Genomic DNA, 18,672 nt, shown 5'->3' on the forward strand with positions numbered 1-18,672 from the left:
GGCCGGGGCGGACCGTGGTGGTGCAGGCGAGGCTGCCTGGCCGGGCTCAGGCCAGGGTGGCGATGGCCTCGTTGAAGGTCGCCGACGGGCGCATGACCGCCGCGGCCTTCGCCGGGTCGGGCTGGAAGTAGCCGCCGATCTCGGCCGGGGAGCCCTGGACCGCGATCAGCTCGGCCACGATGGTCTCCTCCTGCTCGGCCAGGGTCTTGGCGAGCGGGGCGAAGGTCTCGGCGAGCTGGGCGTCGTCGGCCTGCTTGGCCAGCTCCTGGGCCCAGTACAGGGCCAGGTAGAAGTGGCTGCCGCGGTTGTCGATGCCACCCAGGCGGCGCGACGGCGACTTGTCCTCATTGAGGAAGGAGCCGGTGGCGCGGTCCAGGGTGTCGGCCAGCACCTGGGCGCGGGCGTTGCCGGTGGTGGTGGCGAGGTGCTCGAAGGAGACGGCCAGCGCGAGGAACTCGCCGAGCGAGTCCCAGCGCAGGTAGTTCTCCTTGACCAGCTGCTGGACGTGCTTCGGGGCGGAGCCGCCGGCGCCGGTCTCGAACAGGCCGCCGCCGTTCATCAGCGGGACGACCGACAGCATCTTGGCGCTGGTGCCCAGCTCCAGGATCGGGAAGAGGTCGGTCAGGTAGTCGCGGAGGACGTTGCCGGTGACCGAGATGGTGTTCTCGCCGCGGCGGATGCGCTCCAGGGAGTACGTGATGGCCTCGACCGGGGCGAGGATCTTGATGACCAGGCCCTCGGTGTCGTGCTCGGCGAGGTACGTGTTGACCTTGGCGATCAGCTGCGCGTCGTGCGCGCGGCCCTCGTCGAGCCAGAACACGGCCGGGTCGCCGGTGGCGCGGGCGCGGGTGACGGCCAGCTTGACCCAGTCCTGGATCGGCAGGTCCTTGGTCTGGCAGGCGCGGAAGATGTCGCCCTCGGCGACCTCCTGCTCCAGCACGGTGGTGCCCGCGGCGTCGACCAGGCGGACGGTACCGGCCGCGGCGATCTCGAAGGTCTTGTCGTGGGAGCCGTACTCCTCGGCCTTCTGGGCCATCAGGCCGACGTTCGGCACCGAGCCCATGGTGGCCGGGTCGTACGCGCCGTGCGCCCGGCAGTCCTCGATGACGGCCTGGTAGATGCCGGCGTAGGAGCTGTCCGGGAGGACCGCGAGGGTGTCGGCCTCCTGGCCGTCCGGGCCCCACATGTGGCCGGAGGTGCGGATCATGGCCGGCATCGAGGCGTCGACGATGACGTCGGACGGCACGTGCAGGTTGGTGATGCCCTTGTCGGAGTCGACCATGGCGAGGGCCGGGCCCTCGGCGATCTCGGCCTCGAAGGAGGCCTTGATCTCGGCGCCGAGGTGCGGAACGCCGTCCAGGCCCTTGAGGATGGTGCCGAGGCCGTCGTTCGGGGACAGGCCGGCGGCGACGAGCGCCTCGCCGTACTTCGCGAAGGTCTTCGGGAAGAAGGCGCGGACCACGTGGCCGAAGACGATCGGGTCGGAGACCTTCATCATCGTGGCCTTGAGATGCACGGAGAAGAGCACGTCCTCGGCCTTGGCGCGGGTGACCTGCTCGGCGAGGAAGGTGCGCAGGGCGGCGACGCGCATGACGGAGGCGTCGACGACCTCGCCGGCCAGGACCGGTACGGACTCGCGGAGCACGGTGACGGCGCCGTCGGCGGCGACGTGCTCGATGCGCAGGGTGCCGGCCTCGGCGATCACCGCGGACTTCTCGGTGGAGCGGAAGTCGTTCTCGCCCATGGTGGCGACATTGGTCTTGGAGTCGGAGCTCCAGGCACCCATGCGGTGCGGGTGGGCCTTGGCGTAGTTCTTGACCGAGGCGGGGGCGCGGCGGTCGGAGTTGCCCTCACGCAGGACCGGGTTGACGGCGGAGCCCTTGACCTTGTCGTAGCGGGCGCGGATCTCGCGCTCCTCGTCGGTCTTCGGGTCGTCCGGGTAGTCCGGCAGCGCGTAGCCCTGGCCCTGGAGCTCGGCCACGGCGGCCTTGAGCTGCGGGATGGACGCCGAGATGTTCGGCAGCTTGATGATGTTGGCGTCGGGGGTCTTGGCCAGCTCGCCAAGCTCGGCGAGGGCGTCGGCGATCCGCTGCCCCTCCTCCAGGTACTCCGGGAAGCTCGCGATGATCCGGCCGGCCAGGGAGATGTCGCGGGTCTCGACGGTCACACCGGCGTTCGACGCGTAGGCCTGGATGACAGGCAGGAAGGAATACGTCGCGAGGGCCGGGGCCTCGTCAGTGTGGGTGTAGATGATGGTCGAGTCAGTCACCGGATGCTCCGCTCCACGTATGCGTCTCTCGTCTGCAACATTGCTCGACATCAAGATATCTCAGCCCGGGGACAACAAGAGCGCCGGTCTCGACGTGATGCGTCGGGACCGGCGCGGGACCGGCGGCGGGGCCTTGCGGGAGCAGGGCTCAGTAGGCCTGGACGGCCTTCGGGCTGGGGCCGTACTCGTTGGACCCGGGCTGGCCCTCGGTGGCCATGAAGACGATCCCGATGATGAAGCCGACGAAGGGGATCATGGTGAGGAGGACGAACCATCCGGACTTTCCGGTGTCGTGCAGGCGGCGGATGGTGAGGCCGAGGTTGGGCAGCAGGGTGGCCACGCTGTAGAGCGCGAACAGCCAGGGGTAGGTGTCCAGCGTGAAGTCGATGATCATCAGCGGGATCATGATGAGCAGGCTGACCAGGGTGAAGATCCAGAACTCCTGGCGGCGGGCCCGGCCGTTGAAGACCGCGTACTTCCTGAGCACCTCTATGTAGATCTTCACGCTTCCCCCTGAGGACTGTTGCCGCCCGTCCACTCGGACCGGGCGGGGCAGAATTTATGCCTCCTCTATCGTGCGGTCAAGGCACTTCGCAAGAGGTTCCAAGAACTGCCTTGCCCCGCCAAAACACCATTTCTCACTACGATTTGAGCCGCCGAAGGGGGGACCGTGCGGCGGCGGCTGCCCGGGGCGGGCGCGGGCTGCGGCCGAGACTGACCCCATGCGTCTGCTCCGAACCCTATCCGTGACCGCGGTGGCGGCAGTGGCGGTGGCGGCTGCCGCCGCCGAACCCTTTCCCGAACCCTCCCCCGCAGCCCGCACGGCTCCCGTCTGGTCCGCCCACCGGGCCGCGGCCTTCTGGACACCGGAGCGGATGGCCTCGGCCCGGCCGGTCCCGGACGGCCGGAAGGGGATCGCCGCGGTCCGGGCCGACGGGGACCGGACCGACGGCGGCGACCCCGGCCCCGGCCCGGAGGGGACCTGGCCGGCCGTTGCCGCAGGTCCCGGCATCGGGCAGGACTTCGGCGGGATCCCCGTCGTCGGCCGGATGTTCACCGTGAAGGGCGGCGGCGCCTACTTCTGCACCGCCAGCGCCGTCGCCTCCCCCGGCCGTGACCTGGTGCTGACCGCCGCGCACTGCCTGACCGGCAGCGACACCCGGCAGATCGCCTTCGTCCCCCGTTACACCGCCGCGCTGCCCCGGCCGTACGGCATGTTCCCGGTCCGGTCCATCTGGATCGACCCCCGCTACCGGCAGCAGGGGCCCGCCCGGGCCGCCGCCCTCGACGTCGCCTTCGCCCGGGTGGGCCCGGGCCCGGACGGCCGGGCGCTGCAGGAGGTGGTCGGCGCCAATCGCCTGGTCACCCGGCCCGGCTATGCCCACCCCTCCGTCCACCTCATCGGCCATCCGGCCCGGGCCCCGCGCCCACGGGTCTGCGTCAACCGGACCACCCGCTTCACCAGCACCGACCCCGGCAGCCCCGGCTCCTTCCTGCGGATCGCCTGCACCGGCTATCCCGGCGGAACCAGCGGCGGCCCGTTCCTGGCCGACTACGACCCGCGCACCCGCACCGGCAGGGTGATCGGCATCATCGGCGGCTACCAGACCGGCGGCAACAGCCCGGACACCTCGTACAGCCCGTACTTCGGCCCGGATGTGCGCCGGCTGTACGAACAGGCCGTCGGGCCCCCGGTGGTTGCCTTCCGTGAGGGCATCGTGTCCTGACCGCCGTCAGAGCTTGACCTTCCGCCTGCCGTTGTCTCTTCGAGACCCATCCGCAACTCTTTCGCCGGTTCCGACTCGGCCTCCCGGACGTCACATTCACAGACACGGACCGTCCGAAGGGGGACACGATGACGCCGCGTACCGGGAGTTGGCCACCGAGAGGGCCGAGAGGCACCACGTACGGGAGGCTGCTCGCCGCGGTCGCGGCGGGCGCGGTCCTGCTCACCGGGTGCGGTCACGGCGGCGGATCCGACCGGGGCAGGACCGCGGACCGGGGTGCCGTCGCGCCCGACTCGGGCCGCCGGCACGGCAATCCGGCCCCGGCTCCGGCTCCGGCCGGGCCCAGCCACGCGGCACCCTCCGACGGCGGCTCCGCCGTACAGCAGGGCGAGGACGACGGACGGCGGCCGAGTGCCCCGCCCGCCGACTACCTGTCCACCTTCGCGCTGGACGTGGACACCGCGAGCTACGGCTACGCCCGCCGGACCCTCGCCGACGGCAACGTGCCGGACCCGGACACCATCCGGCCGGAGGAGTTCGTCAACAGCTTCCGGCAGGACTACCCGCAGCCGGAGGGGAACGGTTTCTCCGTCACCGTCGACGGCGCCCGTACCGGGGACCCGAACTGGTCGCTGATGCGGGTCGGCCTCGCCACCCGGGCGGGGAAGAGCAGCGCCGACCGGCCGCCCGCCGCCCTCACCTTCGTGGTCGACATCTCCGGCTCGATGGCCGAGCCCGGGCGGCTGGATCTGGTCCGGCGCTCCCTGGACCTGATGACCGACCGGCTGCGCGGGGACGACTCGGTCGCCGTCGTGGCCTTCAGCGACAAGGCCGAGACCCGGCTGCCGATGACCCGGCTGGACGGGAACCGGCGGCGGGTGCACGAGGTCGTGGACCGGCTGCGACCCACCGACTCGACCAATGTCGAGGCCGGGGTCACCCGCGGCTATGACGTGGCCGTCGAGGGCCGGCGGGAGGGCGCCACCAACCGGGTGGTGCTGCTCTCCGACGCCCTCGCCAACACCGGCGCCACCTCGGCCGACACCCTGCTGGAGCGGATCGGCGCCGTGCGCCGGGCGCACGGCATCACCCTGTTCGGGGTGGGCGTGGGCAGCCAGTACAACGACGCGTTCATGGAGCGGCTGGTGGACCGGGGCGACGGGCACACCGTGTACGTCTCCGACGAGGAGGAGGCCCGGCGGGTGTTCTGCGACGAGCTGCCCGCGCAGATCGAGCTGCGGGCCCGGGACGCCAAGGCCCAGGTCTCCTTCGACCCGCGCAACGTCGAGAGCTTCCGCCTGATCGGCTACGACAACCGGAAGGTCGCCGACGAGGACTTCCGGGACGACACGGTGGACGGCGGCGAGGTCGGGCCGGGCCATTCCGTGACGGCGCTGTACGCCGTACGCCTGCGGCCGGGCGCGGCCGGGCATGTGGCCACGGCCACCGTCCGCTGGCTCGACCCGGAGGGCCGGGCCCCGCACGAGGAGTCGGGCCGCATCGAGGCGGGCGGCCTGACCGGGGTGGAGTGGTCCCAGGCGGGCTCCCGGTTCCAGGTCACGGCGGCTGCGGCGTACCTGGCCTCGGAACTCCGCGGCCGTGGCGGCGGCTGGGCCCCGCTCCCGGGCGCGGTCCCCCTCGCCCGCCTGTCGGACATCGCAGCCGCCCTGGCCACCCGAACCGAAGACCCCGAGGTCCGCGCCCTCGCCCAAGCCGTCCACCAAACCCACCGCCTCCTGACCTGACCCGTCCCGGGACTGGCGGCCCCGGCCCGGGCCCCGGCCCGTCCGGCGCGCCGAGCTCCGTCCCGGACCGGCGGGGTCCGGGGCGGGCCTAGGGGGTGACCGGACCCGGCAGCCGGGCCCAGCCCGGCGCCCAAACCGGGACCACCGGGCCGGACCGGGCCCGGCCTGACCGGGGTGGGCCTGGCCTGGCCTGGCCTGACCGGGGTGGGCCTGGCCTGGGTCGGGGCGGCCCCGCGGGCCGCGGCGGCCGACCAGCGGCCTGCCCGGGCCGCTGGCCGGAACGGCCCGGCACGGCATGAGGACCCGGCCCCGTGCTCGTACCGCCGGACCCGGTCCGAGGGCGGTCGGGCCCCGGCTCGGCCGGCGGGCCGAGCTCCGGCCCGGACCGGCCGGGTCCGGGGCGGGATGGCCCGGCCCCGTGCTCGTACCACCGATCCGGTCCGGGGCCGGGCAGGGGGCCGGGGTCAGGGGGGCCGGGTCAGGGGGCCGGGGCTGGGCCGGGTTCTGGCGGCGGAGCCGCATGGCGGGGGCGGATGCGGGCTGCCAGGACTGCTACGTCGTCTTCCGCATGGCGCGCATCTAGGCCCGACACCACCGCGTCCACCACCTCCACAACCGTCGCCCCCGGCGGCAGCCGCAACCGGGCCAGCCGGGAAAGCGACGCGTCGATGTCCTCGCCGCGCCGTTCCACCAGCCCGTCCGTGAACATCAACAGCGTCTCCCCCGGGGCCAGTTGCCGGCTGACCGCCTCGTAGCCGCCGACCCCCGTACCCAGCGGCGGGGCGACCGGAACCTCCACCAGGGTGGCGGTGCCCTCGGCCGTGAAGACCGCCGGGGGCAGATGGCCGGCGCTGGCGAACATCGCGACCTGCCGCGCCGGGTCCACCCGTACCAGCAGGCAGGTCGCCGGCCGCCGCGCGGCGTCCTCGGCGACCAGCACGTCCAGCTGTCGCAGCACCCGGTGCGGCGCCAGGTCCGTCGAGGCGACGTCGCGCAGCGTCGAGCGGTAGGCGTTCATGTCCACCGCCGCGTCCAGCCCGTGCCCCATCACGTCCCCGACCACCAGCAGGGTGCGCCCGAAGTGCAGCCGGACGGTCTCGAACCAGTCCCCGCCGACCAGGGCCCGCGGCCCCACCGGCAGGTACCGGCTGGAGATCTCCAGGTTCGGGTGCGGCCGACCGGGCTCCGCGACCAGGGCGCGCTGCAGGTTGAGGGCGGTCTGCTCGGTCGCCGCCATCCGCCGCGCGTGTCCGAGGTGCACCGCCGCCAGCCGGGCGGCGAAGTGCACCGTCGCCGTCTCGTGGTCCGTGAAGCCGCCGTGCGCCCGTGCCGCGAGCAGCGTCCCGAACGGCTCGTCCCCCGCCATCAGCGGCACCGACAGCAGCTGCCCCGCCGGGCCCGGGCCTCCGGCGGCTGCGGCTCGCGCCGCCAGCAGCGCCGGCGGCCCGGCCGTCGCCACCGGGCGGTGGTCCCCCGCGAGCTCGACCGCAGCGGCGTCGCACAGGTTCCGGAAGAGGAATCCGACCAGTTCACGGCAGGTCGCAGCCTCGTCGAGGGTGGTCCCGATCCGCTCGGCGGCATCTTCCATCGCCCGCAGCCGGGCGCGCAGCGCCTCGCACTCCCGGTCCACGCCGCCCCGGTCCGCCAAGACACCACCTCCGCCGCCTTCGCCGCCTCCGCCGCACCCGTCCGTCGAAGGAGCCATTCCACCAGCCCGTCCGCGACCCGCACGCCAGCCGCGCGGCGATCACCGGATAGCGTGGCCGCAGCCCCCCGTGGAAGAGGACCGATGCCCGCACAGCCCCGCCTCCTTTATGTCACCGACCTGGCCTATCCCGCTCGCGGGCGCCGGTACTGCGACGAGGACATCCACCTGGCCTCGCGGCTGCGCGAGCAGTTCGACATCGCGCTGTGCCACCCCCTGGACGCGGCGGCGCTGATGGACTCCTTCGATGCGGTCGTGGTCCGCAACAGCGGCCCGGTCCTCCACTACCAGGACCGGTACGACGCGTTCCGCGACCGGGCCCTCGCGCGCGGCACCCGGGTCTACAACGAGCTCACCGGCCGGGCCGACATGGCCGGCAAGCAGTACCTGACCGACCTGACGGCCGCCGGCCACCCGGTGATCCCCACGGTCGAGCGGGCCGAGGACCTGTCCCGCCTGCCGGAGACGGACGAGTACGCGGTCAAGCCCAAGCTCGGCGCGGACTCCATAGGCCTGCGGTTCCTGCCGTACGAGGCCCTCGCCTCGGCCCTCGGCGAGGCCGCGCCGGGCACCCTGCTGGTCCAGCCGCGCATCCGGTTCCGCTACGAGGTGTCCTTCTATTTCGTCGACGCCGAGTTCCAGTACGCCCTGTACGCGCCCCGGCCCGAGGAGCGCTGGGTGCTGGAGCCGTACCGGCCCACGGCGGAGGACCTGCGGTTCGCGCAGCGGTTCATCGACTGGAACACGATCAGGCACGGCATCCAGCGGGTCGACGCCTGCCGCACCCCGGCCGGGGAGCTCCTCCTCGTCGAGCTGGAGGACCTCAACCCCTACCTCTCCCTGGACCTGCTGCCGGAGCCGGCCCGCGAGTCCTTCGTCACGGACTTCGCCGCGGCCCTCCACCGCCTCCTGGCCGCCTAGGCCCTGGCCGGTGTCCGGCCGCTCACCGTCGCGCGGGCCTCGATGGTCGGTGCAATCCTGGACACATGATCACGAATGGTAAGGATGACGGCCCGATCGTCGTGGCGGTGGACGGCTCCGAGCACAGCCTCAAGGCACTGGAGTGGGCGCTCCCGATCGCGCACACGGCCGGAGCCGAGGTGCTGGTCGCCCATGTGAAGCCCGATCACGCGCAGTTGTGGCAGGCCCGCCGTTCGGCGGTGCTCGGCGATCCGGCCCCCGGCGGGACGGCCCCGGACCCGGTCGCGGAGTACGTCCGCACATCCCTGGAGGGCCGCGAGGGACTCCCGCCGGTCCGGTACGCCTCCCTCGACGGTGCCGTGCCGCAGGCTCTGAACACCCAGGCGGAGCAGGCCCGGATGCTGGTGCTCGGCTCGCGCGGCCGGGGCGGGTTCGCCAGCCTGCTGCTCGGCTCCACCAGCCGGGCCTGCGCGACGACGGCGCCCTGTCCCGTGGTGGTCGTCCCGCACTCCGCGCGCGACCGGCGCGAGGGCAAGGAGGCGGCCGGCCGGGTGGTGCTGGGCCTGGACCCGTCCGAGACCGGGGACCGGGCCATCGAGTTCGCGTTCCGGCAGGCCGAGCTCCTCGGTGCCACCCTGATCGCGCTGACGGCCTTCGCCGACCCGGTCGCGCCGTTCCCGCTGATCGGCGCGCCGGCGCCGGCCGGCCCGGACCAGGACCTGGCGCCCCTGCTCCGGGAGATCGGGCGGGCCCAGCAGGAGCGGCTGGCCGCGTTCGCCGGCGACTACCCGAAGGTCACCGTGCAGAGCGTGGTCGGGCCCGGGGACCCGGCCGGGCAACTGGTCGCCCAGTCGGAGACGGCCGATCTGCTGGTCGTCAGTCGGCACCGCCACCGGCGCAAGGACTCCCTGTTCATGGGCTCCGTGGCCAATGCGGCCCTGCTGCACGCGGAATGCCCGATCGCGGTGGTTCCTGCCGAGCAGGACGGGTCGGAGCGGGGCCGGACGGGTCAGGGCGCAGGCCGGCGGGCGTAGCAGAACAGGTGGTCCTCCGGCCCGGCGAGGGGGCTGGTGGGCTGGAAGACGGAGGTGGAGTGGTGCAGTACCTCCAGCCCGCAGACCTCCCGGAGCCGGCGCAGGTATTCCTCGGTGGAGTAGCTGGAGACCCGGACCCGCCGGCCCATCCACTCCACCTCCACCCCGTCCACGTCCGCGGGCACGGTGGCCATCACGAAGTACCCGCCGGGGGCCAGCCATCCGGAGATCCGCTCCAGGGCGGCGCCGACCTCGTCCCGGCTCATCACCAGCAGCGGGAAGAACGCGCACACCGCGTCGAAGCCGCCGGCCGGCGCCCGGTAGTCGCGTACGTCCCCCTGCTCGAACCGGGCGCCCGGCACCTGCGACCGGGCCAGCTCGACCATGGCCGCGGACACGTCGATGCCGGTGACCTCGTGGCCGGCCCGGACCAGCGCGTCGGCCACCGGGCGCCCGGTGCCGCTGCCGATGTCCAGCACCCGCGCCCGTTCGGGCAGCCGGGCGGTGAGCCATTCCAGGGCCGCGAGCTGGCCGGGCAGGTGCCCGAAGGCCTCCTCGTATTCGGCGCCCATTCCGTCGAACAGTTCCGCCGCCGACTCCACCGCTCGCAGTCGATCGTCCACCGCAGTCTCCTTCCGGCCGGCCCCCTGGCACCCGCTGGCCCGGGGTGTCTCCCAGGCTAGAGCCGGTCGATGAAGACGCTGGTGGATTTCACCCGTGCGGTGGCCTGGGCGCCGACTTCCAGGCCGAGTTCCTCCACCGCCTCCCGGGTCAGCAGGGAGACGATCCGGTGCGGCCCGGCCTGGATCTCCACCTGGGCGTCGACGGTGCCGAGCTTGACGGCGGTGACGATGCCGGGGAAGGCGTTGCGGGCCGAGGTGTAGGGCGCTTCGCCGCCCTCCGCCGCCTCCTGGGCGACGGCCACACAGAAGGCCGCCAGGTCCGGACCGTCGACGATCCGCCGGTTGCCCTCGCGGCGGGTGGGGAAGCGGTCGGCGTCCGCCCAGCGGCGCGCCGTGTCGACGCTCACGCCGAGCAGCCGCGCCGCCTGACCGATGGTGTACGACTCCATGCCCGCCACCCTATAGAGGGTCCCGCCGCTGGTGCCGGGCGGTGGCGGCCGGCGAGCAGGGCAGCGATGTGGTCCGCGCAGCGGACGGCCGCCGTCGCCATGGCGGTCCGGGTCATCCCGGCAACGTGCGGGGTCAGCAGGGCCCGGGGCAGGCCGAACAGCGGTGAGGCGAACGCGGCGTACTCGTGTGCGAAGGTGTCGACGGCCGCTGCCGCGAGCGGGTGCGCGGGGTCGCGCAGGGCGTCGGCCAGCGCCTGCTCGTCGACGATGCCTCCCCGGGCGGTGTTCAGCAGGATCGACCCGGAGCGCATCAGCGCCAGCTCGGCCCGGCCGATCAGGCCTCGGGTCTGCGGAGTGAGGGGCAGGTGCAGGGAGACCACGTCACTGGTGGCCAGCAGGCCGGCGAGGGAGTGGGCCGGCTGCACCGGGCTCTTCGGGGGGCGCCGGGAGAGTCCCTGGACGGCCATGCCCAGGGCGGTGGCGCGCTCGGCGAGGGCCAGGCCGGTGCGGCCCAGTCCGACGATGCCCAGGGTCAGCTCCGACAGCTCGCCCGGCGGACTGACCGGTGCGCGCCAACTGCCCCGGTGGGAGGACTCGTTGTACGCCGCCAGGTCGCGGCTCAGGGCCAGCAGCTGGGCCAGCGCGAACTCGGCGACCGCGGTCGCGTTGGAGCCGGGTGTGTGGGTGACGGCGACCCCGTGCCGGGCGGCGGCCGTCAGGTCGACGTGGTCGGTGCCCGCCCCGGCCCGGCCGACCACACGGAGCCGGTGGACCAGGGCGGGGCCGGTGGCCGCCGCGAGGAAGGTTTCGCGCAGGGGTACGCCGGCCCGTGACTTGACCGCGTGGTAGCCGAGCCCATCCCGGGCGGTCTCGGCGAGCAGCGCGGACTCGTCGAAGGGGTCGAAGTCGGTGAACTCCACGCGGCCGGCCCAGGCGGCTCGGGTCCGGGCGTGGTCGGCCACCCGGCGCAGGTTCAGGGTGACGTGCAGCCCGTGGCCGAGCAACCGCTCCAGCTCCCGGCCGAGCAGCTCGCCGGGAGCCGCATCCAGCAGCAGAACTCGGGCCCGCTCCACGTCATACCCCTCCATGTCATACCCCTCTCCCCTGCCCGGACCCTACCGCTAACGGCCGCCGGCGATGCGGTCAAGGTCGGGCAGCGGGCTGCCGAGGCGGCGCGCCAGGAAGGGCTCCTGGGCCAGCACGGCGCCCGCGCTGATGGCGATGGCCACCGCCACGCAGACCACGATCAGCCACGAGAGCAGCACAAAGACCGAGCCGACGGAGCCGTACTCGGCCAGGGCCCGGTTGAGGGCCCGGGGCATGTAGAAGCGTGCACCGATGGACAGGAGGGTGGTGGCCGCGGCCGTCAGGAGGGCGCCGGGCAGCAGCGGCCCCCACCCGATCAGGCCGCCCAGCAGCAGGTGCTGGGTCCACCACCACAGGAGCGTCTGGGTCAGCACGGTGGCCGGGACGGCCAGCCACAGCCCGACGCCGAACCCCTGGCGCACGGGCTCCTGGAAGAGCATGAAGCCCAGCCAGACCGCGATCCAGGCCGGCCAGCGCCAGACGGCGGTCTTGGTCTTGACCCGCGGAATCCCCCAGGCCCGCTTGCACAGGCGTTGCATGGCCCGGCTGACGGCGGTGGCGGCGAGCAGCACCATCAGGGCGCCCACCACCCCGGTGGCCTGCTGAAGATCGCTCGAGGAGGGTCGGAACACCGCCTCCAGCTGGGCGTTCGCGGGGCCGGTCAGGCCGAAGACCGTACGGATGGATTTGACCAGCTGTTGGCTCACCCCGTCCGGTGCGAACGACGCGAAGACGAAGAGCAGGGGGACCGCGGTAAGGAAGCACTGCGCCGCCAATCGGGTGGCGGAGTCGAAGATGTTCACCGAGACCATGCGCGCAACGAGCTGCGTGATGACCGGGAAACGGGATTCGGTCCGTTGCGCGTACCGCTTCGCGGTGGCGGTCAGGTCACGGGACCGTTCTCGCCACCGGGTCAGCCGGCCCACGGCAGGCGCCTTGCGCTCCGGCTGCATCAGCGCTCCTTCCCTGGCACCAGGGTGGCGGACGGCCGCCCCGGCGGCATCTCGGGTGCGCCGGGTACGAGGTGCGGAGCCCCGGGCCGGGTGCTGGAATGGTGAGGTGGGCCGTTTGCCGCCATCAGTGCGGCGCGTCGCACCGCCGGCATCAGCCGCGGCAGTCGTGGCCCAACCCCCGATGCGCTCGTGAGGAGTGGCCATGAGCGAGGACCTGTCGGAGCTGGAAGAGATGGGCCCCGTCGACTACCTGGTCGTCGAATTTCCCGGGAACCGGATGACGGGCGAGGGTTTCCCCCTGCTCCTCGATCTGGTCGACCGCAAGATCATCCGCATTCTCGATCTCCTCTTCGTCCGCAAGGACGAGGACGGCACGGTCACCGCAGTCGAGCTGACGGACCTCGGGGACGAGGTGGACCTCTCCGTCTTCGCGGGAGCCTCGTCCGGGCTGCTGGACCAGGCGGACGCCGACGAGGCCGGTGCCGCGCTGGAACCCGGCAATTCCGCGGGAATCCTGGTGTACGAGAACCTCTGGGCGGCACCCTTCGCCCAGGCCATGCGGCGCAGCGGCGCGCAGCTGGTGGCGGGCGGACGCATTCCCGTCCAGGCGCTGCTGGCCTCGCTGGACGCCGTCGAGGGCACCGACCCCGGGTGGGCGGACCGCCTGACTCCGGGCTCTGCCCGTACAGACGTGGGGAGTTGAGTGACATGGGACTTCTCCGTGGCGTCGCCCGCACCGCAGTGGTCGCCGGAACGGCGACCGCCGTGTCCAACCGCGTGTCGCGACGGCAGGCGGGCCGCTGGGCCCAGAAGGACGAGCAGGAGCAGGCGCAGCAACAGCAGCAGGCCGCCCCGCCCCCTCCCGAGCCCGCGCCCGCACCCCCGCCCGGCGACGACATGAGCACCAAGATGGACCAGCTCAAGCAGTTGGGTGACCTGAAGGCCCAGGGCCTGCTGACCGAGGAGGAGTTCGCGGCCCAGAAGCAGAAGATCCTCGGCTGATGCGTCCCGCGGGAAGGAGCCTGTCATGACCAGTAACGTGGGCGCAGCCCACTCCGGTGCCGCCGGGAAGAGCACGGCGAAGGCCGGCGGCATGGGAAGCGGCTGGCTGCTGTTCGCCGGCGCCATGATGATCATCGGTGGCTTCATCGGCATCGTCGAGGGCATCGCCGCCCTCGCCAACGACGAGGTGTTCATCTACACCCGCAACTACATCTACGCCTTCGACCTCACCGGGTGGGGCTGGATCCACGTGATCCTGGGCGCATTCGTGGTCTGCGCCGGCGCGGCGGTGCTCCAGGATCACAAGTGGGCCAGGATCGCCGGTGTGGTGCTGGCCTCACTGGTCATGATCGTGAACTTCATGTGGCTGCCGTACGCGCCGTTCTGGGCACTGATTCTGATCGCCCTCGACATCATCATCATCTGGGCGCTGTGCATGGCTCCCCACCCCGAGCACGTCTGACGGCCGTCCCCCGTTCGGACGCGCACCGCTCGCGTCCACCCGCCCCGCGCGGTCCAGTGGGAAGCGAACCCACAGCCACAGGTGAGGACCCGCCATGACGGACGAAGGTGCAGCGGGCCCCGGCGCGGGGCCCGCTCGTACGCCCGGCACGGGCGACGAGCACTCCGAACTCGTGGAGCTCCGCTCCCGGGTGGTAGCGCTCGAGGCCGACAGGAAAGCCCGCGAGCCCCACCACCGCTGGCGGGCCTTCTTCGCGGCGCTGCTCATCGTCGTCGGCTGCCTGCTCGCCCCGCTCGCCGCGGTCGCGGCCTGGGCGTCGAGCCAGATCGGCGACACCGACCGGTACGTGCAGACGGTCGCCCCGCTCGCCTCCGACCCGGACGTCCAGGCCGCCGCGGCAAACCGGGTCACCAACGCGGTGATGGAGCACATCGACATCCCGACCCTGCTGGAAGGCGTGGCCCCCGACGACCGGCCGCTCCTGGACAAGGCGCTGGGCAAGCTCGGCGACTCACTGGAGAACGCCGTCCGCAGTTTCGTCAAGGACAAGTCGCAGGACATCATCGCCTCCGAAACCTTCGAGCAGATCTGGACCGAGGCCAACCGCCGCATCCACACCGCGGTGGTCAAGGCCCTCACGGGCAGCGGCGACGGCGCAGTGGAGATCAAGAACGACTCGGTGACCGTTGATCTGGCCCCGGTGGTCGAGCAGGTCAAACAGCGGCTGGTCGAGGAGGGAATGACGGCGGCCGGGAAGATCCCCCAGGTGCACACCGACTTCACGGTCCTGCGGTCGGACGACATCGGCAAGGTGAAGACCGGATTCCGTCTGCTCCAGATGGCCGGCACCTGGCTGCCGGTGCTCTCGGTGCTGCTGGTCGCCGCCGGGGTCCTGCTGTCCCGCCACCGCCGCCGCGTCCTCGTGGTGGCGGCACTCGCCTTCGCCTTCGCCGTGCTCATGCTCGGCGTCGCCCTGTCCGTCTTCCGGGTGGTCTACCTGAACTCGCTGCCGGACACCGTCTCGCAGCCCGCGGCGGGGAGCGTGTACGACGCACTGACGCACTACCTCCGTGTGACGGTCCGGATGATCGTGGTGCTCGGTGTGGTGGTCGCGCTGGCCGCCTGGCTGACCGGACCCGGCCGCTGGGCCACGCTCGTACGCCGGCTCTGGTACTCGGGCATCGACGCGGTCCGCCACACGGCGGACCACGCGGGGCTGCGCACCGGCCCGGTGGGTCCGTTCGTCCGGCGCCACCGCACCTGGATCACCTGGATCCTGGTGGCCGCGGCCGTACTGACCTTCGTCCTGTGGAGCTATCCGACCGGATGGGTCATCTTCGGCATCGCGCTTGCGCTGCTCTTCGCGATGGCCGTGGCGGACTTCCTCGCCGGGGACGGGGAGGAGCGGAGCACGACGGAGGACCGGAGCACTACGGAGACCCCGACCCGGTGACCGCAGCGCCCCCTCATTCGGGGTCGGGGTCGGTGGTGTCGGTGACGGGGGGCAGGCCCTGCATCTGCCGGTACTGGTCCATGATGGCCGTAATGGCCTGGAGGTTCTCCTTCTTCATGCCGGCCGCGCGCATGGCCACGGCGCGGACCCCGGACTGCCGCAGTGCCTCGATGGCGGCGACCTGGGCCAGCACCGATTCGGCAACCTTGTCGTCGAAGAAGTAGGCGACCGAGACCCCGAAGAAGCGGGCGAGGGCGGCCAGCAGGTCGGGCGAGGGGTTGGAGCGTTTCCCCGTCCGCAGCTGCGACAGGTACACGCCGCCGACCTTGAGCTCGGGGCTGGCCCGCTTCAGCTCCTCCGCCACCTCGGCATTGGTCCAGTGCCTGCCCTTGGGGCGGACCGTCTTGAACAGGTCGTCGAGGCGCACTGCGAGCAGCGGCCGGTCGTCGGCGGCCTCGTTCCCCGTCTCGGCCCCGTTCTCGGCCCGGTTCTCGTTCTCGTTCCCGCTATCGGTCTCGGTCATGGTGAAGCGTCCCCCCGTACCCTCCTCGAATTAGCCCTTGGCTATGGAGGAGTTTCACAGATTAGCGGCCAGTTGACAATCAGGCCGGACTCCGCCAACGTTGGGTCTCGCCGATAGCTGGCAGCTAACTTGACGCACGGGGGTCGCCAAGTCGGTTGCCGGTGATGTCGGCATCACGGGGGACTGGAAGGTCAGGACGGGAGCCACCCGTCCGGCCCGACAGGAAAGCGGGGGAACGGGGGAAACGGGGGGGGGAACACGGGGGAACGAGGAAACCCGCCCGGTTTGACGGGGGATGCAAACCGGGCGGGAGCTCTCAACTCGCCCTGCCGAGCTTACTGTAGGCAGCAGCGACTTTCGTGAGCCAGGCGACCTCGGCCGGGAAATTGTCCGTGTCGCGGTCGTCGAAGTCGCCGGCGTCCTTGTTGTCCGGCGGGATGATGCCCGTCCGCTTGGCCTGCAGGGCCTGCCTGATCTGCGCCGCTTCGGCGTACGCCTGCCGGAACTCCGCACTCGCCTCCCCGCCCGGTCCACCGACGGCGGCGCGGGTGGTGCGTTCGATGTACGGGCGCAGGTCCCGCCAGCCGTCGCGTATCTCCACGACCCGCCGGTGGAGCCGGTAGTCGAGGTCGGAGACCGAAGGCCCGGGCGGCTCCAGGGCGATGTCCGGAGAGGACTCGTAGAGGTCCCGCCAGAGCGGATAGAGGGCCCGGTACGACCGGTACGTGCGCGCCCACTCCACCAGCCTGGCGGCCGAGGGGGCCCAGGCGGACATGGTGAAGCTGAGCGAGAGGGCGACGATCCCCAGTGCGTTCAGGACGGAAGCGGCGGCCTCCTTCCAGATCCCGATCTCGTACCCGGCTGCGATGGTCAGGACGTTGACCACCCTGACCAGGGAATAGAGGAACAGGATCCCCGCCGCGACGGACAGCACGCGCAAGGCCTGCCGCAGCGAGGCGTTGTCCGTCATCCGGGCGTAGGGGCCGCACTGGCGGAAGATGGTGACGCACGGAACCGCCTGGGAAGCGATGAACGCCAGGAGGTAGGTGAGGAGCAGCGGATCGCCGCTGCCGTCGAAGTCCAGCGGGTCCCGGCGGTGACCGTCGGCGAGGAAGAAGAGGGCTGTCAGCAGCACACTCAGCGAGATTCCGGTGATCACCCAGAAACGCGTCTTGCGCACCGCCTCCTCACCGACGGCCGCCCACTGCAGCAGGATGATCTGCGCACTGATGCAGAAGGCGACCGCCGCCAGGTGCATCAGGAGGATGGGAAAGTTGCCGACTCCCAGCAGACACCCGCTCACCATGGCAACGGCACCCATGGTGAAGGTGAGGCACTGGAAGAACAGAGTCGTGATCAGCGTGCGGTAGGCGCTGTCGCGCCAACTGCGCCGGCCCTGGCACAGCCGGTAGAAGAGCGCCGCGTACGAGGCGAGCGCCGCGATGACGAAGCAGAGGGTTCTGGTGGTGTTCACGTCCTGGATTTCTGCAGGTGCCGGTGGGGGGCGGCGGTTGGTTCAGCCGAACCGTACCTGTCGCGCAGAACCGCCGTTCCCCCAGGCTCCCGACCTACGGCGGACCAGGTGGCGGGGCACAGGAGGCGACCGCACGCAGCGTGACGGCGGTCGACAGGTCGACGGCCACCTCGCCCGCCTCCGTCTTGAGCACGAGCCGCCCGCCGGCCGTGCGCAGCGGCTCCCCGCAGGTGCTGCCGGCGGGGGTGGTGACGGCGATCAGCGGACCGTCCTTCGCCGGCCCGTACCAGGTCAGCGCCACGGCCGCGGTCAGCAGCGCGGCGCAGCCCAGCGTGGCCAGCACACCGCGGGTCAGGGCCGAAGCAGCGCGCAGCGCCTCCGCGTGCCCGGCGGTGACCGGCCCGGCGGGCAGCGTCCCCCGCGCGGGTTCGGGCAGTGCCGAGGCGGCCGGCCGGCCGTGGGCGGCGCGCAGCAGCAGGACCGCGCCGCCCACCCCGCACAGCACCGCGCACAGCATCAGGACGCCGACCATCGCACCGTACGGCGCCGCCAGCGCCCCCACGTCCGTACGCCCCTTGATCAGGCCGAACCCGATCAGTCCGGCCAGCAGCGCACCCAGCCCGTTGCGCCAGGCCAACGCCGACTCCCTGACCCGGGGCAGTTCCTCGTGCAGCAGCCGACGGCCGCCGCGGGCCGCCATCCGGTCGGCCGGTGTCCCGGCCGGGCCGGGGCGGGCCCGCCAGCTCATCGCCCCGCCCTCTCCAGCAGGACGTTCCAGTAGGCGCCGCAGCCCTCCTCGTCGGCGGGGCGCCCCGTGTGCTCGGTCTCGCACACGCACAGGACGGGCACCGTGACGATGTGCGCGGACCGGCCGCCGACGGGCCGGTGGCGGTAGACGCGGCGGGTGTAGGTGAAGTCGAACGGGCAGGCACAGCGCGGGCAGGCGCCGCTGAGCACGGCGCCGTCCGGGGTGCCCGTCACCCTCAGTCCGGCGGTGTACGAGGCGGCGTACGACGCGGCGGTGACTTCGAGGTAGGGGAGCACGGTCAAGGGCGGCCACCTTCCAGGGCGAGGGTCCGGTCAGGTCAGGGGGGTGGGGCGGGCCGGTCCGCGCGGCCGTGGCCCCCTTCCCTCGATGCTGCCACGCGGACCGCCGGCGGATGCGGCCGTCCTGGGCGCTCTCCGGTCGATTCCCGGGCGGGTTCCGCAGGTCCGCGCAACCGCCCCCCATGCCCCGGGAGAACA

Annotated in this window: 19 protein-coding genes; 8 read left to right on the top strand and 11 right to left on the bottom strand. The window is 72.5% G+C overall.

Going from position 1 to position 18,672, the window contains the following annotated elements; translation table 11 throughout:
* Positions 1 to 46: 46 nt before the first annotated feature.
* Complete coding sequence (locus ABT123_RS17670; RefSeq protein WP_351314902.1) at positions 47 to 2,269, bottom strand: NADP-dependent isocitrate dehydrogenase; 2,223 nt, start codon at positions 2,267 to 2,269, stop codon at positions 47 to 49.
* Positions 2,270 to 2,417: 148 nt separating this feature from the next.
* Complete coding sequence (locus ABT123_RS17675) at positions 2,418 to 2,774, bottom strand: DUF805 domain-containing protein (RefSeq protein WP_351314905.1); 357 nt, start codon at positions 2,772 to 2,774, stop codon at positions 2,418 to 2,420.
* Between the two features lie 217 nt (positions 2,775 to 2,991).
* On the opposite strand from ABT123_RS17675, the gene ABT123_RS17680 reads away from it, so the two are divergent.
* Together ABT123_RS17680 and ABT123_RS17685 are read left to right on the top strand one after the other, a co-directional pair.
* Entirely contained in the window at positions 2,992 to 3,996 is a 1,005-nt protein-coding gene (locus ABT123_RS17680) for a trypsin-like serine peptidase (protein WP_351314908.1), read from the top strand.
* Positions 3,997 to 4,124: 128 nt separating this feature from the next.
* Positions 4,125 to 5,741, top strand: coding sequence for a vWA domain-containing protein (locus tag ABT123_RS17685; RefSeq protein WP_351314911.1), 1,617 nt, complete (start codon positions 4,125 to 4,127; stop codon positions 5,739 to 5,741).
* A gap of 478 nt (positions 5,742 to 6,219) precedes the next feature.
* Here ABT123_RS17685 and ABT123_RS17690 read toward each other — a convergent pair whose 3' ends face one another.
* Positions 6,220 to 7,389, bottom strand: a complete 1,170-nt coding sequence (locus tag ABT123_RS17690; protein ID WP_502970978.1) for a PP2C family protein-serine/threonine phosphatase — start codon at positions 7,387 to 7,389, stop codon at positions 6,220 to 6,222.
* 141 nt (positions 7,390 to 7,530) lie between these two features.
* Here ABT123_RS17690 and ABT123_RS17695 point away from each other — a divergent pair, with 141 nt between their 5' ends.
* Both ABT123_RS17695 and ABT123_RS17700 read left to right on the top strand, forming a co-directional pair.
* The gene (locus ABT123_RS17695) at positions 7,531 to 8,367 is read left to right on the top strand and encodes an ATP-grasp domain-containing protein (RefSeq protein ID WP_351314914.1); all 837 of its coding nucleotides are present in this window, start codon (positions 7,531 to 7,533) and stop codon (positions 8,365 to 8,367) included.
* Between the two features lie 65 nt (positions 8,368 to 8,432).
* Positions 8,433 to 9,401 (top strand): universal stress protein, encoded by a 969-nt coding sequence (locus ABT123_RS17700; protein ID WP_351314917.1) that lies wholly within the window; start codon positions 8,433 to 8,435, stop codon positions 9,399 to 9,401.
* On the opposite strand, the gene ABT123_RS17705 is transcribed toward ABT123_RS17700, so the two are convergent.
* From ABT123_RS17705 to ABT123_RS17720, 4 genes are read right to left on the bottom strand one after another with little or no spacing between them, the layout of a single operon-like run.
* Positions 9,377 to 10,024, bottom strand: coding sequence for a class I SAM-dependent methyltransferase (locus ABT123_RS17705; protein WP_351314920.1), 648 nt, complete (start codon positions 10,022 to 10,024; stop codon positions 9,377 to 9,379). The two genes, ABT123_RS17700 and ABT123_RS17705, sit on opposite strands and share 25 nt — an antisense overlap.
* 56 nt (positions 10,025 to 10,080) lie before the next feature.
* On the bottom strand, positions 10,081 to 10,473 hold the full coding sequence (locus tag ABT123_RS17710) for a TOBE domain-containing protein (RefSeq protein WP_351314923.1): 393 nt from the start codon (positions 10,471 to 10,473) through the stop codon (positions 10,081 to 10,083).
* Complete coding sequence (locus ABT123_RS17715; protein WP_351314926.1) at positions 10,428 to 11,561, bottom strand: NAD(P)-dependent oxidoreductase; 1,134 nt, start codon at positions 11,559 to 11,561, stop codon at positions 10,428 to 10,430. The genes ABT123_RS17710 and ABT123_RS17715 overlap by 46 nt, the downstream gene beginning before the upstream one ends.
* A 33-nt stretch (positions 11,562 to 11,594) precedes the next feature.
* A complete protein-coding gene (locus ABT123_RS17720) occupies positions 11,595 to 12,512 on the bottom strand; it encodes a YhjD/YihY/BrkB family envelope integrity protein (protein WP_351314929.1) in 918 nt (305 codons plus the stop codon).
* A 232-nt stretch (positions 12,513 to 12,744) separates the two neighbouring features.
* Between ABT123_RS17720 and ABT123_RS17725 the strand changes: the two genes are divergently transcribed.
* The 4 genes from ABT123_RS17725 to ABT123_RS17740 all read left to right on the top strand — a co-directional run bounded on the left by ABT123_RS17725 (position 12,745) and on the right by ABT123_RS17740 (position 15,430).
* Positions 12,745 to 13,215, top strand: a complete 471-nt coding sequence (locus tag ABT123_RS17725; protein WP_502970980.1) for a DUF6325 family protein — start codon at positions 12,745 to 12,747, stop codon at positions 13,213 to 13,215.
* Between the two features lie 5 nt (positions 13,216 to 13,220).
* Positions 13,221 to 13,514 (top strand): SHOCT domain-containing protein, encoded by a 294-nt coding sequence (locus ABT123_RS17730; RefSeq protein ID WP_351314935.1) that lies wholly within the window; start codon positions 13,221 to 13,223, stop codon positions 13,512 to 13,514.
* 25 nt (positions 13,515 to 13,539) lie between these two features.
* A complete protein-coding gene (locus ABT123_RS17735; protein ID WP_351314938.1) occupies positions 13,540 to 13,977 on the top strand; it encodes a DUF7144 family membrane protein in 438 nt (145 codons plus the stop codon).
* A 94-nt stretch (positions 13,978 to 14,071) separates the two neighbouring features.
* On the top strand, positions 14,072 to 15,430 hold the full coding sequence (locus ABT123_RS17740) for a hypothetical protein (protein WP_351314941.1): 1,359 nt from the start codon (positions 14,072 to 14,074) through the stop codon (positions 15,428 to 15,430).
* A gap of 13 nt (positions 15,431 to 15,443) precedes the next feature.
* On the opposite strand, the gene ABT123_RS17745 is transcribed toward ABT123_RS17740, so the two are convergent.
* From ABT123_RS17745 to ABT123_RS17760, 4 genes are all read right to left on the bottom strand, one after another.
* A complete protein-coding gene (locus tag ABT123_RS17745) occupies positions 15,444 to 15,953 on the bottom strand; it encodes a helix-turn-helix domain-containing protein (protein WP_351314944.1) in 510 nt (169 codons plus the stop codon).
* Between the two features lie 316 nt (positions 15,954 to 16,269).
* The gene (locus ABT123_RS17750) at positions 16,270 to 17,427 is read right to left on the bottom strand and encodes an MAB_1171c family putative transporter (protein WP_351314947.1); all 1,158 of its coding nucleotides are present in this window, start codon (positions 17,425 to 17,427) and stop codon (positions 16,270 to 16,272) included.
* Positions 17,428 to 17,521: 94 nt separating this feature from the next.
* Complete coding sequence (locus ABT123_RS17755) at positions 17,522 to 18,175, bottom strand: hypothetical protein (RefSeq protein ID WP_351314950.1); 654 nt, start codon at positions 18,173 to 18,175, stop codon at positions 17,522 to 17,524.
* Entirely contained in the window at positions 18,172 to 18,477 is a 306-nt protein-coding gene (locus ABT123_RS17760; RefSeq protein ID WP_502970979.1) for a hypothetical protein, read from the bottom strand. The genes ABT123_RS17755 and ABT123_RS17760 overlap by 4 nt, the downstream gene beginning before the upstream one ends.
* Between the last annotated feature and the right edge of the window lie 195 nt (positions 18,478 to 18,672).

The organism is Streptomyces sp. NPDC002054 (assembly GCF_040296685.1).
GTDB lineage: Bacteria > Actinomycetota > Actinomycetes > Streptomycetales > Streptomycetaceae > Streptomyces.

Bases quoted from the DNA above. Each gene is read 5' to 3' on its own strand.
- ABT123_RS17680 (WP_351314908.1), top strand. From the start codon at position 2,992: ATGCGTCTGCTCCGAACCCTATCCGTGACCGCGGTGGCGGCAGTGGCG.
- ABT123_RS17685 (WP_351314911.1), top strand. From the start codon at position 4,125: ATGACGCCGCGTACCGGGAGTTGGCCACCGAGAGGGCCGAGAGGCACC.
- ABT123_RS17695 (WP_351314914.1), top strand. From the start codon at position 7,531: ATGCCCGCACAGCCCCGCCTCCTTTATGTCACCGACCTGGCCTATCCC.
- ABT123_RS17700 (WP_351314917.1), top strand. From the start codon at position 8,433: ATGATCACGAATGGTAAGGATGACGGCCCGATCGTCGTGGCGGTGGAC.
- ABT123_RS17710 (WP_351314923.1), bottom strand. From the start codon at position 10,473: ATGGAGTCGTACACCATCGGTCAGGCGGCGCGGCTGCTCGGCGTGAGC.
- ABT123_RS17715 (WP_351314926.1), bottom strand. From the start codon at position 11,561: ATGGAGGGGTATGACGTGGAGCGGGCCCGAGTTCTGCTGCTGGATGCG.
- ABT123_RS17720 (WP_351314929.1), bottom strand. From the start codon at position 12,512: ATGCAGCCGGAGCGCAAGGCGCCTGCCGTGGGCCGGCTGACCCGGTGG.
- ABT123_RS17725 (WP_502970980.1), top strand. From the start codon at position 12,745: ATGGGCCCCGTCGACTACCTGGTCGTCGAATTTCCCGGGAACCGGATG.
- ABT123_RS17730 (WP_351314935.1), top strand. From the start codon at position 13,221: ATGGGACTTCTCCGTGGCGTCGCCCGCACCGCAGTGGTCGCCGGAACG.
- ABT123_RS17735 (WP_351314938.1), top strand. From the start codon at position 13,540: ATGACCAGTAACGTGGGCGCAGCCCACTCCGGTGCCGCCGGGAAGAGC.
- ABT123_RS17740 (WP_351314941.1), top strand. From the start codon at position 14,072: ATGACGGACGAAGGTGCAGCGGGCCCCGGCGCGGGGCCCGCTCGTACG.
- ABT123_RS17745 (WP_351314944.1), bottom strand. From the start codon at position 15,953: ATGACCGAGACCGATAGCGGGAACGAGAACGAGAACCGGGCCGAGAAC.
- ABT123_RS17755 (WP_351314950.1), bottom strand. From the start codon at position 18,175: ATGAGCTGGCGGGCCCGCCCCGGCCCGGCCGGGACACCGGCCGACCGG.